Here is a 16,944-nt window from a genome sequence, read left to right as displayed (position 1 = left end):
AGAGGAACAACGTATGTTAACGCTCTATGGCGTGCCGGGCTGGGGTTCGGCAATCAGCGAAGTGATGCTGACGATGGCCGAGATCCCGTACCACTTCGTTGATGTCAACGGCTTCGACAATCCTGGCCCGCAGCACGACGTGCTGGAACAGATAAACCCGTTGTGTCAGGTGCCCACGTTGCGACTCGACGATGGCAGCGTGATGACTGAATCCGCCGCCATCGCGCTGATGATCCTCGACACCCATCCCCATCTCGCGCCGCCCATCGGTACATCGCAGCGTGCTTTGTTCCAGCGCCTGCTGGTGTGGCTGGTGGCGAATGTCTATCCTACGTTTACCTACGCCGATTACCCCGAACGCTTTGCGTCCGACGCGCCGGAACAGCTGAAAAATAGCTGTATTGCCTACCGTAAAACGCTGTATCAGTGGCTGGATCAACAGCTTGTAGGGCCATATGCTTTAGGTGACAACGTCACGTTACTTGATGCCTATATCGTGGTGATCAGAACCTGGGGCCCACGTCCGGCGTGGTTTACCGAAAACACTCCGCGCTTAAGTGCCATCGCCGACCACATCGCCCAGCGCGAGGAACTGCAAACCGTCCTGCGCAGTAATGACCTGTTAACTGCACAAAACGCTAATTAAGTCGCTGAGAAGATGATAGTTTTAGGGAACACAATAAGGAGACCACCATGCCGCACGTAGCCATTAAATGTTTTCCCCGTGACCTGAACGACGAACAAAAGAACGCCCTGGCCGAAGATATCGCCGCCGCGATCGGCCGCCATCTCGGCAGTAAAGACGGCTCGATTAGCATCGGTCTGGAACAGGTGGCTGAAGCCGACTGGAAAGCGCAGGTCTGGGATAAAGAGATTGGCCCGCAGCTCGAGACGCTGCTTAAGAAACCGGGCTACAGTCTCTAATACAAACCCGGCGGCGCTAATGCTTGCCAGGCCTATGTTTGTAGGCACGATAAGCGTTAGCGCCATCGGGCATTATTCTTATCCACGTACGCCCGATCTTTGCTGAAGTTGCTTAACTGCCTCTGCCGCCTGAAGCCCTAATTCTCGTAGATCCAGTCCTGGGATCGCGTCATTTTCGACAATCATTTTCCCCTGACACAGCAGCGCCTTCAGATGCGCCCGACCGCCGCAGGCCACCGGGCCGATGGCGATATCGTGCAGGCCGAAGTAACGCGGGTCGTCGAGCTGATAGAGCGCGATATCGGCTGCCATGCCCGGGCGTAGCTCTCCGGTGTCCAGGCCCAATACCGTCGCACCGCCCGACGTTCCCCAGCGGATCACATCTTCCACCGGGGCGGCATCACCCCCGCCTTCAAAGGTGCCACCCTCATAGCGTGGGCGGGCCAGCATCCCTTTACGCGCCCGCTGTAGCTGCCAGGCGGCATGGGTTTCACTCTGCATATCGGCGGCTTCATTCGATGCCGCGCCGTCAACGCCAATCGACACCGTGACACCCGCCTGTTCCAGCGCTACCACATCGGCGATGCCGCTGCCGAGTCGGGCGTTACTCTGCGGGCAGTGCGCGATACCGCTGCCGCTGGCACCCAGCAAAGCTATCTCTTCTGGCAACAGTTTGACCAAATGCGCGAACCACACATCGTGACCGATCCACTCCTGTTCGGCGCAAAATTGCAGCGGGGTCATGCCAAATTTGGTTTGTGCCGCATCAAGATAATCGACTGTTTCGGACAGGTGACTGTGCAAACGCAGGCCAAGTGCCCGCGCCAGCCGGGCGCTTTCACGCAGCTCCTGAGCGGTGGTTGAGTGTAACGTGGTGGTCGGGGCCATCACCACCCGGCGCATCGCGTCGCCATGCGGCTGGTGATACTGCCCGGCGAGACGCTCAACATCCTGCATCCAGTCGTCAAAACGCTCCGGGCGCAGAGCGGTGGGTAAGGCGCTTTCCAGGCCACGGGTTTGCGTCGCGCCGCCCCGACAGAGCACGAAACGGACGCCCAGTGCTTCGGTTTCCTCAAATAAAATCGCCGCGCCGTCAAAGGGCATGTTCGGCCAGTACAGATAGTGATGATCGGCCACCGTGGTACAACCTGAACGCACCAGTTCCACCAACCCAATGCGCGCCGCGAGGCGAAAAGTGTGTTCATCAAACGCGCCGCGAAAACGATAAGGAGTGGAGGCCAGCCAGGCGCTGAGACTCTGGTTCAGCCCCTGTGGTTCGCCTTTTAGTAACGACTGAAACAGATGATGATGGGTGTTAACCCAGCCGGGATAGGCCACGCAGTCACGCGCATCAATGACCCGTTCACTGGCCTGCGGTGTCAGGTTACCGATAGCGGCAATCTGTCCGTCGGCTACGCGGATGTCAGGGCCGGAACTGCGCGGCGTGTCGCGGTTGCCGGTCATGATTGCGGTACAGCCTTTAATCAGTATGTTCATGGTTATCCTCAGGCCAACTCACTGTCGTGCCAGCCGCGCAGGCACCAACGGGTTAATAACGACATCAATGCCCACAGCGCGAGGCCAGTGCAGGTGATCAGAAACAGGGCGGCAAACATCAAGGGTAAATTAAGCTGGAACCCGGCCTGTAAAATTTGCCACGCCAGCCCGGCACCGGTGCCGCCGGTTCCGGCGACAAATTCCGCCACCACTGCGCCAATCAGCGCCAGCCCGCAGGAAATTCGCAGCCCGCTGAAGAAATAGGGCATGGCATTGGGCACCCGCAGGCGCGTCAGCACCTGCCAGCGGCTGGCCTGGTTAATGTGGAACAGGTTCAGTAGCCCAGGACTGACGCTGCGCAGCCCAAGGGTGGTGTTGGTCAGAATAGGGAACACCGCCACCAGCATCGCACATACCACCAGTGCCAGGGTGGTGTTGTGGATCCAGATGATCACCAGCGGCGCTATCGCCACCACCGGCGTGACCTGAAAGAGGATCGCCCACGGCATCAGGCAGGATTCAATCACCCGACTTTGCACGCACAGAAACGCGACCAGCGTGCCGATTGCCACCGCCAGCAAAAATGCCAGCAGCGTCACTTTGAGCGTCACCAGCAGGCTGGCAAACAGGGCAGAATGTTGGCTACACAGCGTCAACGCGATATCGCTCGGCTTCGGGGCCAGATAGACGGGGACGGCAAACTGGCGAAACCCAGCCTCCCAGATGATGAGCAACACCCACAGCACCAGCAGAGGCCATAGCGCCCGCTGCACCTGCGGATACTGGATCAGGGGTTTAGTCATGTACGCCTCCGCTGGCCTGTTCAAGTAAGTCGGAAAGTTGTGCCACCTGACGGATAAACGCCGGTGAGGTGCGGAAGGACGCATCACGACTCGACGGCCCATCAATCTCGATGTCGGCGATGACCCGCCCCGGACGGGCACCCATCACAATCACCCGCGACGACAGCCACACGGCCTCATAGATGCTGTGGGTGACGAACAGCACCGTCAGGTTGCGACGGCCCCACAGCGCACGGATATCGGCATCAAGCTTGTGGCGGGTGAATTCATCCAGCGCACCGAAGGGTTCGTCCATCAGCAGCAGATCAGGTTCAGTCACCAGTGCGCGCGCCAGCGCCACCCGCATCTGCATCCCGCCGGAAAGCTCGCGTGGGCGGGCATGGAGAAAGTTCTCCAGCCCGACCGCCAGCAGGGCCTGCATCACCTGTGGGGTACTCTCTTTTTTACCCACACCGCGCAAGGTCAGCGGCAGACGCACATTCTCTTCGACGGTGGCCCACGGCATTAGCGTGGCTTCCTGAAAGACCATTGCCATCTGGCACTGTTGCGCCAGCGACGGTTGTCCGTTCCAGCGCAGCATCCCGGCGCTAGGCTGTTCAAGCCCGGCGAACATCTTCAGCAGTGTGCTTTTGCCACAGCCAGACGGGCCGAGCAGCGATACCAGTTCCCCGCGACCTATATTCAGGTTCAGGCGCTCCAGCGCGACGGTGCCGTTCGGCCAGGTTTTTTCCACGCCGCGCGCCATCAGGAAACGCGGTTCCTCTGACAATTGTGTCGTGCCAGGCGGTTCGAAAGGTAAGATGTGATGCATAGCGGCTCCTTACATCGCGGCCTGCGGATAAAATTGGGTGGTGAAGGCCGCTTTATAATCGGTCGCCTTATCCAGCAGCCCGGCGCTGACCATAAAGTTGCGCGTTGCCTGCCACCGCTTATCGGTCATCACGCCCAAACCTTTTTGTGCCGCATCGCCCCCGTCAATCAGGTGGAGGGTTTTCATCTGCGCCACGCCAAATGCCAGCACTGCATCGCTCATCTGCGGATTCTCTTTTTTGATCAACTGATTGCCGAGGGTCGGATCCGCCAGATAGGCCTTCCAGCCTTCCATTGATGCCTCAACGAAGCGCTTCATGACGTCAGGCTTTTCGGCCAGCAGGTTAGTGCGGGTCACTAAAATTCCGCCGTACGCTGGGTAGCCATGTTCGGCGAACAGCCAGAATTTGCTGTCGGGCTGGGCGGCTTTGGCCTGCTGAACTTCGGAGGTGGCATACGCCTGTTGAGCGGTATTCTGATCGGCAAGGAACGGCTGCATGTTGAAGGTATACGGGCGAACCTGGCTGTCTTCGAGCTGGAACTGATTCTTGAGCCAAGGCCACCAGCTGGCCTGACCGCTGGCAGACACCAGCACGGTTTTGCCTTTCAGGTCAGACAGAGAATTGACGTTGCTGTGGGTGAGGATCCCCTGCGGATCGAACTGGAACGGGGCGGCGATCGCTTTCAGGGGGAAGTTTTGTTCCACCCCTTTCAGCACCTGCAAATCGTAGCTGACAATCACATCGGCACGATTCGCCAGCAGCAGAGTCATGTTATTCAGCTGCGGCCCGCCGGAACGCACCTCAACATCCAGCCCGTATTTTTTGTAGATTCCTGCCGCCACGGCCTGGTAATAACCGCCTTGCTCCGCCTGGGCGACCCAGGTGGTTTGTAATACCAGTTTATCGGCGGCAAAGGAGAGGGAGCAGGTGCCCAGGGTGATGCACAGGGTAAGCAGACGAACGGACGACATTGACATAAAAGACCCCCAAATCGAAACGTAATATACGGTCTGTCCGGGGGTAAGCGATGCTCACGACGCCATGCGCCGCCCCCTGACGAGGTACAGCCGAAGCTGTAGAGCAATGTCCCGCGTGCTGTCACGCTGACCGCTTATACTCTGCCAACGATAAAGCAAAGGGCGTGCCAATCATCTTGCTGGCTCGTTTTATCAGGCTATGAGCGCCTGGTGCTGTTGACGGGCGTGAAATGGTTGTTTCAGGCGCTGATACATTGCACAACGATGAAGCAAAACGTTTCACCGTTGCACATCTGGCGTGCAATACAGGTTAGGGCAACGGGTTAATTAGCTGAAAAAACAGGATTAAGCAGCCTGGCACGCGCATTGCTTTAGTCAGCCTGAGTAGAAGCTGTCAGCCGGGCATCCAGCCGGTGGGTCATTGCTCTGTCGTCTGTTGCAGACGATGCCGTGACCTGTCCGCTGGAAATTAATACGCCACGGCAGGTCCTCCGTTATTTTTGTTAACGAGGTATCCCCATGAACAGCACTTCGGCTTACGCAATGCATGAACTCACCAAAGAATCCCGCATGGGCGCACGCGGTTTGGAAACCAGCCGTGAAATCCGCATTATTGACCTGACTGACTTCGAACAGCGCAAAACAGAAATCGCCGATGCGCTGTGGCAAGCGTCGACCGAAATTGGTTTTTTCCAGGTCTCCGGGCACGGCATTCCCCTGGCCGATATCAATGCGGCTTTTGCCCGTGCGGCACAGTTTTTTGCCTTGCCGCAGGAGGTGAAAGCCCGTTATCCGCTCAATCGCAATGCGGGCTGGGAATACCGGGCGCAAATCAGGCCGTCAACCGGCAAACCGGATCAAAAAGAGTCTTATCAGGTGACGCGCCCGCGCATGTCCGGGCTGTGGCCAGACGAGGTTACCCTGCCGGGCTTTCGTGACGAGGTGCTGGCATTTGAGCGTCAGTGCTGGGAGGTGGGGATGAAGTTATTGTCCTGCTTTGCGCTGAAAATGGGCTTTCCGGAAGAATTTTTTAGCCAGGCACATGACCCGTCACGTGAAACCTATCAGAGCACGCTGCGGATGCTGCATTATTTCGCCTTGACCGGTGAACCGGATGGCCCGTGGCGGGCCGGGGCGCATACCGATTTTGACTGCCTTACGCTGCTGTTTCAACAGGCGGGCCAGGGCGGATTACAGGTCTGTCCGGGGAAAGAACAGGAGACGCAGAGCTGGACCTCGATTGAGCCGCTGGAAGGGCTTATCACCTGCAATATCGGCGATATGCTGATGCGCTGGAGCGATGACCAACTGCCGTCGAATTTCCATCGCGTGCGCAGCCCATTACCGGGGGAATCGGTCGATGCCCGTTACAGCCTGGCGTTTTTCTGCCAGGCCAATGAGGATGTGCTGATTGAGGGACCGGGCAAAAAGTACCCGCCCATCACCGCCCGGGATTATCTGGCGCAACGCATCAGCGCTAATTTCTCCGGTAAATACTGATTATTCTGCCGCTTTAATCATCCGGCCGCTGGTGACAAAGGTGCCAGCGCCGAGATGATGCAGAGTGTTGCGTCGGTCGCCGTTGAACTGCCAGCGCCCAGCGATGAACGCCTGTTCGTCTGCGGCGGCGGCCACCACTTCGCCAAACAGGGTGTCGTATTTCTCCTGCGCTGCCGTGGCGGGCAGCAGTTTGCACTCCATCCACGCCAGACATTTTTCTTCCACCACCGGCAGGCCCAGCACCGGGCCATGCACGACTGGAATACCGTAGCAGTTGAATTTATCCTCATCGCGCCCGCTGACGCTGCCGACCGCATAGGTCCAGTTCGCCGCGTCCACGGCGGGGATAACGATGCCGAATTTTCCGCTGCGCTCAATCAATTCGCGTGACCAGGCACTTTTATCCACCACAATCGCGATGCGCGGCGGCTCGAACTCCACCGGCATTGACCAGGCGGCGGCCATGATATTACGGCGGTCGATACTGTCGTCGTAGCTGGTTATCAATACCGTCGGGCCATGATTGAGCAGGCGGCTGGCATGTTTTAATTCCACGGGGCAAAAACGGCTCATAACAATTCTCCTGATGGTTTGCTGCATTTAAGCGGGTTCCGGGGGCGGAAAACAGCGACGGCGCACAAACGGGAACAATGACCGCACAAAATCGCCTGGCGAATAAATAAAATACGTTATAAAAAGCAATAATAACTGAAGCATGGAGGCCGTATGAGCCCATTTTTAACTACGTATTTAGCCCGTCTGAACTGGACCGATTCCGTCGCGGTCGACATTGAAACGCTACGTGGGCTGCATCTGCGCCACAACTGTACCATTCCGTTTGAGAATCTCGACGTGCTGTTGCCGCGAGAAATTCAGCTCGACGACCAGTCACTTGAGGATAAGCTAATTTCGGCGCGACGAGGCGGTTACTGTTTCGAACAGAACGGTCTGTTTGAGCGGGTACTGCGCGATATCGGCTTTGACGTGCGCAGTGTGCTTGGGCGCGTGGTGCTGTCGAATCCGCCGCAGATGCCGCCGCGCACCCACCGTTTGCTGGTTGTCGAACTGGACGGCGAGCGCTGGATTGCCGATGTTGGATTCGGTGGACAGACCCTCACCGCGCCGATTCTGCTTCAGGCGGATAAAGAGCAGATCACGCCGCACGGCGTGTATCGCTTGCTGCACGAGGGCAACGACTGGATTTTACAGTTCCGTCATCACGACCGCTGGCAGTCGATGTACCACTTTGACCTGGTGCCGCAGTATTTTTCCGATCACGTCGCGGGTAACTTCTGGTCGGCGCACTGGCCGCAGTCGCACTTCCGTCATCACCTGCTGATGTGTCGCCATTTGCCGGACGGCGGCAAGTTGACGCTCACCAATTTCCATTTCACCCATCATGAAAACGGCCATACCGTCGAGCAGCAGCATCTGCCCGACGTGGAGAGCCTGTATCTGCTGTTGCAGGATAAATTCGGGCAGGGCGTGGATGATCCGAAAAACGGGTTCACGCTGGCTGATTTAGCCGCAGTGATGGCGGCATTTGATACCCACCCGGAGGCCGGAAAATAGAGTATCCCGGCTCCGGGGAAAAGGGATGAATGTTAGCGCCGGGACCTCACAATCTGATAGCGCCGGGTAAAATATTCCACCGGCGCGCTCCAGACATGCACCAGACGGGTGAACGGGAATAGCAGGAAGATGGTCATCCCGAGCGCCAGATGCACACGGTAAATTGGGGCGACGTCCGCCAGATGGCTGGATGCGCCGCCCTGGAAGGTCACAACCGATTGCGCCCAGCCGACCAGTTTCATCATCTCACTGCCGTCCGGGTGCTGCGCGGAAAACGGGATCGTCGATAAGCCGAGCATGCACTGAATCAGCAAAATGCTGAGGATCAAAATATCCGCAGTCGTCGATGTGGCGCGGATGCGCGGGTTAAACAGACGGCGATTCAGCAGTCCGGCCCCCCCAATCAACGTTAACACCCCGCAGGCTCCACCGAGGATCATCGCCATTTGCTGTTTGACCGAAATCGGCAGGAAAGACTCGTACATCCAGTGTGGGGTCAGCATCCCGAACGCATGACCGAAAAAGACCCCCAGAATGCCGATGTGGAACATGTTCGACCACAGCACCATCCCGCGTTTGTCGAGCATCTGACTGGAGCCCGCGCGCCAGGTGTACTGCCCGTAGTCGTAACGTAGCCAGCTCCCAATGATAAACACCGAACCGCAGATGTAGGGGTAAATGTCGTAAAAGAAGACGTCAAAGAAGTGACTCATTTGGGGCCTCCCGAACGGATATCGACGTATTGCGGGGCGACATCCTGGCTAAAACGTTTCTGATAACTTTGCAGCGGGGAGCTGTCGCAGGCGGTGGCGTTATCTTCGATAAACTTCACCTGTTCTTCTTCCCAGACCGCATCCAGTGCCTGACGGGTGTCGTCGCGCGGTTCGGCTTTTACCTGTGGCGTGACGCTGTCACTTCTTAGCGGGCTGTTGGCCAGTAACAGCAGGGTGTCGAACAACTGATAGTAGTTCGATTGCCGCTCTTTGAGCCTGCCGCCGAGCAATGCCAGGATCGGCGCGACGTTCTGTAACCCCTCCCGGGCTTCGTCCGGCGGGCGGGTGCTAAGAAACTCCAGATACAGCGGCAGGTGGTCCGGCAGTTCCCGGCAGTCGAGTTGCAGGCCCGCTTGTTCGTACTGTGACATCAAATCGACCATCGCCTGACCGCGGTCACGGGATTCGCCGTGGACGTGTTCAAACAGCAGCAGCGACATGGCGCTGCCGCGTTCAAACAGATCGCACCACAGTTCCTGCTGATCGAGCAGCGGGGCGCTGAGATAATTCTCCACCCACGGCACCAGCGTTGGCGCATCCTGGGTGGTCAGCGTCAGGGCTTCTTCACGATTGTCCCACAGCACCGCGTCAGGGTATTCCAGCAGCAGGGCAATCAGCTTAAGGATTGGCATTATTCACCCTCCCCATGCCGACGCACGCCGGAGACGTCGATGGCATCGATGCGTTTGCTGTTGAACAGATTGAATTTGGTGTCGGACCCGTGGCAGCCGTCGCCGAAGGTGAACCCACAGCCGTTACGCTCCGGGAAGGCTTCTTTCGCCATTTCACGATGGCTGGTTGGGATCACAAAGCGGTCTTCGTAGTTGGCGATGGCGAGATAGCGGTACATCTCTTCCACCTGTTCCACGGTGAGGCCGGTTTCTTCCAGTGCGCGAGTATCGGTTACGCCTTCCACGGTTTGCGAGCGTTTATAATGGCGCATCGCCATCATGCGTTTCAGCGCACGCAGCACCGGGCCGGTATCGCCCGCCGCCAGCAGGTTGGCGAGATATTGCACCGGGATCCGCAGGCTTTCCACCGCAGGCAGAATATTGCCGTTGTGCGGCAGCGCGCCCGCATCGGCGACCGACTGAATCGGCGACAGCGGCGGCACATACCAAACCATCGGCAGGGTGCGATACTCCGGGTGCAGCGGCAGCGCCAGTTGCCATTCCATCGCCAGTTTGTACACCGGTGACTGCTGCGCGGCTTCTATCACATTATGCGGAATCCCCTGTTTGATCGCTTCTTCGATTACCGCCGGGTCGTGTGGATTGAGAAACACCTCGCACTGGCGTTCGTAGAGGTCGGTCACATGCTCAGTGCTGGCCGCCTCTTCAATGCGGTCGGCATCGTACAGCAGCACACCGAGATAACGAATGCGTCCGACGCAGGTTTCTGAGCAGACTGTGGGCTGGCCGGATTCAATGCGCGGATAACAAAAAGTACATTTTTCCGACTTGCCGCTTTTCCAGTTGAAGTAGATTTTTTTGTATGGGCAACCACTGATGCACATGCGCCAGCCCCGGCATTTATCCTGGTCGATCAGGACGATGCCATCTTCTTCGCGTTTGTAGATGGCCCCGCTCGGGCAGGTCGCCACACAGCTGGGGTTCAGGCAGTGTTCGCACAGGCGCGGGAGATACATCATGAAGGTGTTTTCGAACTGACCGTACATCTCCTTCTGCATGTTCTCGAAGTTTCGGTCTTTGGCACGTTTTTCAAACTCGCCGCCGAGCAGCTCCTCCCAGTTTGGACCCCATTCAATTTTGTTCATCCGTTCGCCGCTGATCAGCGAACGTGGTCGGGCGGTGGGCAGATGTTTGCCTTCCGGCGCACGATGTAAATCCTGATAGTCGTAGGTGAAAGGCTCGTAATAATCATCGATAGCAGGCAGGACCGGGTTAGCAAAGATTTTTGCCATCAGGCCGATTCGCCCGCCAAGGCGCGGGGTTAATTTGCCGCTAATGCCTCGGATCCATCCGCCTTCCCACTGCTCCTGATCTTCCCAGTTTTTTGGATAGCCGATGCCGGGCTTGGTTTCCACGTTATTGAACCATGCGTATTCCATGCCTTCGCGGCCGGTCCAGACGTTTTTACAGGTCACCGAGCAGGTGTGACAGCCGATGCATTTGTCGAGATTGAGTACCATGCCAACCTGAGAACGGATTTTCATTTTTTCGCCTCCTGGACCTGATCACTGCCTTCGTCATCCAGCCAGTTAATGTTTTTCATTTTGCGGATCATGATGAATTCGTCGCGGTTGGAGCCGACGGTGCCGTAGTAGTTAAAGCTCCACGCCAGTTGGGCGTAGCCGCCGATCATGTGCGTGGGTTTCGGGCAGATGCGGGTCACGGAGTTGTGAATGCCGCCACGTCGACCGGTCACTTCTGAGCCAGGAATATTCATGATGCGTTCCTGGGCGTGATACATCATCGTCATCCCCGGCGGAATACGCTGGCTGACCACCGCACGGGCGGTAAGGGCACCGTTGGCATTGAAGGCCTCAATCCAGTCGTTATCCTCGATGCCAAGCTCTTTGGCATCGGTTTCACTGAGCCAGACAATCGGCCCGCCGCGAGACAGGGTCAGCATCAGCAGGTTTTCGCTGTAGGTGGAGTGAATGCCCCATTTCTGGTGCGGTGTCAGAAAATTCAGTGCTTTTTCCGGGAAACCGTTGGGCGGGATTGCGTTCATGTGGCTCACGCTCCGGGTGTCGATCGGCGGACGGTAAGCCACCAGGCTTTCGCCGAAGGCGCGCATCCACAAATGATCCTGATATAGCTGCTGGCGACCGGACAGCGTGCGCCACGGGATCAGTTCATGCACGTTGGTGTAGCCCGCGTTGTAGGAGACGTGTTCGCTCTCGAGGCCGGACCACGTCGGGCTGGAGATGATTTTGCGCGGCTGGGCGACAATATCGCGGAAGCGAATTTTCTCGTCTTCTTTGTTCAGTGCCAGATGGGCGTGCTCGCGGCCAGTGATTTTGCTCAGTGCTTCCCAGGCTTTAACCGCCACCTGACCGTTGGTCTCCGGGGCGAGGGCGAGGATAACCTCCGAGGCATCAATGGCGGTTTCAATGCGCGGACGGCCTTTCGCCGGGCCGTCGGCTTTGACGTAATTGAGCTTGCCGAGGAACTCGACTTCGGCTTCGGTATTCCACGAAATGCCTTTCCCGCCGTTGCCCAGTTTGTCGAGCAGTGGGCCGAGTGAGGTGAAGCGTTCATAGGTGGCCGGATAATCACGTTCGACCACTGCGATGCCCGGTCCGGTTTTGCACGGAACATACTCGCATTCACCTTTGCGCCAGTCGGCAACGTCGAAAGGCTGAGACAGTTCAGCCGGAGAGTCATGCATCAGCGGTTGCAGTACCACGTCGGTTTCGGTACCTAAATGGCCGACACAGACGGTTGAAAACGCTTTGGCGATCCCTTTATAGATTTCCCAGTCGCTGCGGGACTCCCAGGCAGGATCGACCGCCGCCGACAGCGGGTGAATAAACGGATGCATATCCGAGGTATTCATGTCGTCTTTTTCATACCAGGTGGCGGTGGGCAGCACGATATCGGAGAACAGGCAGGTGCTGGACATGCGGAAATCCAGGGTCACCAGCAGGTCGAGTTTGCCTTCAATCGCTGCCGTCTGCCATTCGACTTCTTCCGGCTTCACGTCGTCGCTTTCGCCGAGCGCTTCCCCCTGAATACCGCTTTCGGTGCCGAGCAGGTATTTGAGTAAATACTCATGCCCCTTGCCGGATGAGCCGAGCAGATTAGAGCGCCAGACGAACAGATTTCGGGGGTGATTGTTCCCACTGTCCGGCTGTTCGCAGGCCATGCGAATATCGCCTGATTTCAGGGCCTGTGCGGTGTATTCCGCCGGGGAAACGCCTGCGGCATCGGCCATTTTTTTGACCGACAGCGGGTTGAGATTTAGCTGCGGAGCCGACGGCAGCCAGCCCATACGTTCGGCGCGGACGTTGAAATCAATCAGATGACCGGTGAACTGACTGGCATCGGCCAACGGGGAGAGCAGCTCTTTGGCGGTGAGTTTTTCATAACGCCACTGGCTGGAGTGGTTGTAGAAATACGAGGTGCTGTTCATCTGCCGCGGGGGGCGGTTCCAGTCCAGGGCGAACGCCAGCGGTAGCCAGCCGGTTTGCGGGCGTAATTTTTCCTGACCGACGTAGTGTGCCCAGCCGCCGCCGCTCTGACCGACGCAGCCGCAGAACACCAGCATGTTGATCATCCCCCGGTAGTTCATGTCCATGTGATACCAGTGGTTGACCCCGGCCCCGAGAATAATCATCGAGCGGCCATGGGTTTTATGCGCGGTATCGGCAAATTCCCGGGCGATTTGCGCGATGTGATAGTGCGGCACCCCGGTGATTTGCTCGGCCCATGCTGGGGTGTAGGCCTTGATTTCACTGTAGTCCTGCGCGGCGAGCGGGTCGTCTAACCCACGGTCAAGTCCGTAGTTGGCGAGGATCAGGTCGTAAACGCTGACGACCAGACCTGATGTGCCGTCGCCCAGCGTTAACTGTTTCACGGGCAGTTGGCGCACCAGGACAGGATCCTGCTTCACGCTGCGGAAATGTGGGTTTTCGTTGCCGCCAAAATAGGGGAATGCCACGCCTGCCACGCGGTCGTGATTACCGAGCAAACTGAGCTGGAGTTCCGTTTCGCTGCCTGCGGCCACCGGTTCGAGGTTCCATTTTCCCTGTTCGCCCCAGCGGAAGCCAATCGCACCGTTGGGCACCACCAACTCTCCGGCGGTGTTGAAGGCGACGGTTTTCCACTGTGGATTATTGGCCTCGCCGAGGTTATCGACCAAATCCGACGCGCGTAGCATCCGGCCTGGCACGTAGCTGCCGTCATCGCGGACATCAAGCTGCACCAGCATTGGCATGTCGGTGTAACGCCGACAGTAGTTGATGAAGTAGTCGCTTGGGTTATCGAGATGGAATTCACGCAGCATTACATGACCCATCGCCATGGCCAGCGCACTGTCGGTGCCTTGTTTCGGGGCCAGCCACTGATCGCTGAGCTTTGCCACTTCCGAAAAATCCGGGGTAATGGCGATGGTTTTGGTGCCTTTGTAGCGCACTTCGGTAAAGAAGTGGGCATCCGGGGTGCGCGTTTGCGGCACGTTTGAGCCCCAGGCGATGATATACGATGAGTTGTACCAGTCGGCGGATTCCGGGACATCGGTTTGCTCGCCCCAGGTCATCGGCGAAGCGGGGGGCAAATCGCAATACCAGTCATAAAAACTGAGGCAGGTTCCGCCGAGCAGCGACAGATAACGGGTCCCTGCGGCGTAAGAAACCATCGACATCGCCGGGATCGGTGAGAAGCCTGCGACCCGGTCCGGGCCGTATTCTTTAATGGTCCAGACGTTGGCTGCCGCGATCAGCGTGTTCAATTCTTTCCAGTCGGAACGCACAAAACCGCCGTGACCCCGCGCCTGCTTGTACTTCAGGCATTTCGCCGGATCCTGCATGATGGAATTCCAGGCATGGACCGGATCGGGGTGCTGTTGCAGTGCCTCTCGCCAGAGCGAAATCAGGCTCTTGCGGATCAACGGATATTTCAGGCGGTTGGCGCTGTAGAGATACCAGGAATAACTTGCCCCGCGCGGGCAGCCACGCGGTTCGTGGTTAGGCAGGTCAGGGCGGGTACGCGGATAATCGGTCTGCTGCGTTTCCCAGGTTACCAGACCATTCTTGACGTAGATTTTCCAGCTACAGGAGCCGGTGCAGTTGACGCCGTGGGTGGATCGCACAATTTTGTCGAACTGCCAACGCTGGCGGTAACTGTCTTCCCAGTCGCGATTGGTGTTGTACACCTGTCCGTGACCGTTGGCGAAGGCGTCGCCTTTTTGCTTAAAGTAGCGGAAGCGGTCCAGTAGCTTACTCATGATATTTCTCCTTGCGACGACCATACACAAACCATGTCACCACCACGCAAACGATGTAGAACACCAGGAAGATTTTCATCGCCCCGACCGGAGACCCGGTCATCGCCAGCGAGGTGCCGAACGCTTTGGGGATGAAGAAGCCACCAACGGCACCGATGGCGGAGATAAAACCCAGCGCGGCGGCGGTATCAGTGACCGCTTCCTGTTGTGCCTGTTCATCGCTTCCGCCTTTGGCTTTTACACGCTCGATGGTGATGCGGCGGAAAATCACCGCAATCATCTGGAAGGTCGAGCCACTGCCAAGCCCAGCCGTCAGGAACAAGCCCATAAACACCAGGTAGAAGGTGGTGAAATTGCCCGGCGAACCGCCGCCCGGCAGCGTGAGGAATATAAGCGCACTGAAAATGGCCATGCAGATGAAATTAATCAACGTCACACGCACGCCGCCGAGTTTGTCTGAAATCACCCCACCAAACGAGCGGGCCAGTGCGCCAAGGAACGGGCCGAAGAACGCCAGTTTGAGGATGTTCACATCCGGGAACTGGGTTTTGGCGAGCATAGCGAATCCGGCTGAAAAACCGATAAAGGAGCCGAATGTCGCGAGGTACAGTAGCGCCAGGATCCAGGTGTGCATGCGTCCCAGAACCGGCAACTGGTCTGCAATCGAGGCTTTTGAACTGGCAATATCGTTCATACCAAACCAGGCGGCGAGAGTCGCCAGCAGCAGCAGCGGGGCCCAAATCCATGCGGCGTTGGTCAGCCACATCGTGGAACCGTCTTCCTGAGTCACGCCATGAACGCCGAGAAAAGCAAAGATCGGGAGAAATACCACCAGCGGCGCGACCAGTTGCATCACGCTGACGCCGAGATTGCCCAGGCCGCCATTAATCCCAAGGGCGCTGCCTTGTTTTGCTTTCGGGAAGAAGAAGCTGATATTCCCCATACTCGAGGCGAAATTAGCGCCAGCAAATCCGCATAGCAGAGCGATGGTGATAAATACCCAGTACGGAGTAGCAATATTCTGAATCGCAAATCCTAGCCAGATACAAGGAATAATAAGGATGACAGTGCTTAATACCGTCCAGTAACGGCCACCAAATATAGGCACCATAAAGGAGTAGGGGACGCGTAATATTGCGCCAGAAAGCGAAGGCAAAGCAGTTAATAAAAATAACTGGTCAGTCGTGAAATTAAATCCAACTTTATTGAGATTAACGGTGACGGCACTGAATAACATCCATACGCAGAAGGCCAAAAGCAGGCAGGCCACGGATATCCAGAGGTTACGCCGGGCAATGCCTTTGCCTTTATTCTCCCAGAACTGCGGATTTTCCGGCTTCCAGTCATTTAAAAGGTAATGATTATTCTTCTCATCTTGTTGTGACATATCGCCCTCGTTTGCACCAGTTCGTTATGAAAAAATAAGCATAAGGAGTCGCCGAAACGTATTGTTTCGCGAAAAGTCAGGATTTTTTAGGGTTATGAGAATGAAGGATAGATAAAAAAGCGCAGCCTCGCGAATGGGCTCAGAATATCGCTGCGCTTAAGTGTTACCAATTGTAAATAATTAAAATAATTCGAGTGTAATGGCTCGCTGTAAATGGCGGCTAAACGCGGCATCATCGACTTCCGCCATCCCCAAAACGTAGATCCCATCCATCCCGCAGACCAGCGCAATTAAGCGCCAGGCGATATCGTTGGCGCTATCGCGCAGGGTGAATTCTCCGGCTTGTTGTCCGGCAAGGAGGATGCGCACCGTTTCGCCGTGCCACATCGACATGGTCAACAGATAGGCGGCTTTAATCTCCGGGTCGCTGTCGGCCAGCAACTGCGCCTGTCGCCACAGACGGATATAGGGCTCGAGCCTGCGGTCTTCGCTGCCGAGCATTGAAAACAGACGTTCGCGCCAACTGGCATTTTCCGGCACCAGTGGCAGGGCCATCATGTCGCGGATCACCCGCACAAACGCCTGCGATCGTAATTCTCCCGACGACGTGAAGTGATGATGGACCTGTCCGGCGGCAATGCCCGCGCGGGTGGCGATATTGCGGACGGTCATCGCACTGAATCCCTCCTCCAGCGCCACCTGAATGGCGGCCTGCATAATGGTCTCGCGACGTTCTTCCCGATTCAGATAGCTCATAGTGTTAGTCCCTGTCGATAATGTGGCGAT

At 57.2% G+C, this 16,944-nt stretch carries 15 protein-coding genes; 4 read left to right on the top strand and 11 right to left on the bottom strand.

Annotation, left to right across the window (positions count from 1 at the left end; translation table 11 throughout):
* Window positions 1-13: 13 nt before the first annotated feature.
* Together SIK69_RS19120 and pptA are read left to right on the top strand one after the other, a co-directional pair.
* A complete protein-coding gene (locus SIK69_RS19120) occupies window positions 14-646 on the top strand; it encodes a glutathione S-transferase family protein (protein ID WP_319786813.1) in 633 nt (210 codons plus the stop codon).
* A 47-nt stretch (window positions 647-693) separates the two neighbouring features.
* Window positions 694-924 carry a tautomerase PptA gene (gene pptA, locus SIK69_RS19115; protein WP_319630275.1) on the top strand — a complete coding sequence of 77 codons (231 nt, stop codon included), beginning with the start codon at window positions 694-696 and terminating at the stop codon, window positions 922-924.
* Between the two features lie 78 nt (window positions 925-1,002).
* On the opposite strand, the gene SIK69_RS19110 is transcribed toward pptA, so the two are convergent.
* Genes SIK69_RS19110 through SIK69_RS19095 form a run of 4 tightly spaced genes read right to left on the bottom strand, consistent with a single transcriptional unit; the run spans window position 1,003 to window position 5,013 of the window.
* The gene (locus SIK69_RS19110; protein ID WP_319786812.1) at window positions 1,003-2,421 is read right to left on the bottom strand and encodes an amidohydrolase family protein; all 1,419 of its coding nucleotides are present in this window, start codon (window positions 2,419-2,421) and stop codon (window positions 1,003-1,005) included.
* A gap of 8 nt (window positions 2,422-2,429) precedes the next feature.
* The gene (locus tag SIK69_RS19105) at window positions 2,430-3,224 is read right to left on the bottom strand and encodes an ABC transporter permease (protein ID WP_319786809.1); all 795 of its coding nucleotides are present in this window, start codon (window positions 3,222-3,224) and stop codon (window positions 2,430-2,432) included.
* A complete protein-coding gene (locus SIK69_RS19100; protein WP_319786808.1) occupies window positions 3,217-4,035 on the bottom strand; it encodes an ABC transporter ATP-binding protein in 819 nt (272 codons plus the stop codon). The genes SIK69_RS19105 and SIK69_RS19100 overlap by 8 nt, the downstream gene beginning before the upstream one ends.
* Window positions 4,036-4,044: 9 nt before the next feature.
* Window positions 4,045-5,013 (bottom strand): ABC transporter substrate-binding protein, encoded by a 969-nt coding sequence (locus SIK69_RS19095; protein ID WP_319630279.1) that lies wholly within the window; start codon window positions 5,011-5,013, stop codon window positions 4,045-4,047.
* 519 nt (window positions 5,014-5,532) lie between these two features.
* Between SIK69_RS19095 and SIK69_RS19090 the strand changes: the two genes are divergently transcribed.
* Window positions 5,533-6,513, top strand: coding sequence for an isopenicillin N synthase family dioxygenase (locus tag SIK69_RS19090; RefSeq protein WP_319786807.1), 981 nt, complete (start codon window positions 5,533-5,535; stop codon window positions 6,511-6,513).
* Here SIK69_RS19090 and SIK69_RS19085 read toward each other — a convergent pair whose 3' ends face one another.
* Complete coding sequence (locus tag SIK69_RS19085) at window positions 6,514-7,086, bottom strand: flavin reductase family protein (RefSeq protein WP_319630281.1); 573 nt, start codon at window positions 7,084-7,086, stop codon at window positions 6,514-6,516. It abuts the gene before it with no gap.
* 153 nt (window positions 7,087-7,239) lie between these two features.
* On the opposite strand from SIK69_RS19085, the gene nhoA reads away from it, so the two are divergent.
* Entirely contained in the window at window positions 7,240-8,085 is an 846-nt protein-coding gene (gene nhoA, locus SIK69_RS19080) for an N-hydroxyarylamine O-acetyltransferase (RefSeq protein ID WP_319786806.1), read from the top strand.
* 32 nt (window positions 8,086-8,117) lie between these two features.
* On the opposite strand, the gene narI is transcribed toward nhoA, so the two are convergent.
* The 6 genes from narI to SIK69_RS19050 all read right to left on the bottom strand — a co-directional run bounded on the left by narI (window position 8,118) and on the right by SIK69_RS19050 (window position 16,914).
* Window positions 8,118-8,798 (bottom strand): respiratory nitrate reductase subunit gamma, encoded by a 681-nt coding sequence (gene narI, locus SIK69_RS19075; protein ID WP_319786805.1) that lies wholly within the window; start codon window positions 8,796-8,798, stop codon window positions 8,118-8,120.
* Window positions 8,795-9,490, bottom strand: a complete 696-nt coding sequence (gene narW, locus SIK69_RS19070) for a nitrate reductase molybdenum cofactor assembly chaperone (protein WP_319630284.1) — start codon at window positions 9,488-9,490, stop codon at window positions 8,795-8,797. Before narW ends, narI begins: the two co-directional genes overlap by 4 nt.
* Window positions 9,490-11,034, bottom strand: a complete 1,545-nt coding sequence (gene narH, locus SIK69_RS19065; RefSeq protein WP_319630285.1) for a nitrate reductase subunit beta — start codon at window positions 11,032-11,034, stop codon at window positions 9,490-9,492. The genes narW and narH overlap by 1 nt, the downstream gene beginning before the upstream one ends.
* On the bottom strand, window positions 11,031-14,771 hold the full coding sequence (locus SIK69_RS19060; RefSeq protein ID WP_319786804.1) for a nitrate reductase subunit alpha: 3,741 nt from the start codon (window positions 14,769-14,771) through the stop codon (window positions 11,031-11,033). The genes narH and SIK69_RS19060 overlap by 4 nt, the downstream gene beginning before the upstream one ends.
* Window positions 14,764-16,158, bottom strand: coding sequence for a NarK family nitrate/nitrite MFS transporter (locus tag SIK69_RS19055; RefSeq protein WP_319786803.1), 1,395 nt, complete (start codon window positions 16,156-16,158; stop codon window positions 14,764-14,766). Before SIK69_RS19055 ends, SIK69_RS19060 begins: the two co-directional genes overlap by 8 nt.
* A gap of 180 nt (window positions 16,159-16,338) precedes the next feature.
* Window positions 16,339-16,914, bottom strand: a complete 576-nt coding sequence (locus SIK69_RS19050) for a TetR family transcriptional regulator (protein WP_319630288.1) — start codon at window positions 16,912-16,914, stop codon at window positions 16,339-16,341.
* Between the last annotated feature and the right edge of the window lie 30 nt (window positions 16,915-16,944).

It is taken from the genome of Scandinavium lactucae (genome assembly GCF_033843265.1).
Taxonomy (GTDB): Bacteria; Pseudomonadota; Gammaproteobacteria; order Enterobacterales; family Enterobacteriaceae; genus Scandinavium; species Scandinavium lactucae.
The sequence above is the reverse complement of the archived record's forward strand: the minus strand, read 5'-3'. Positions and strand labels throughout refer to the sequence as shown.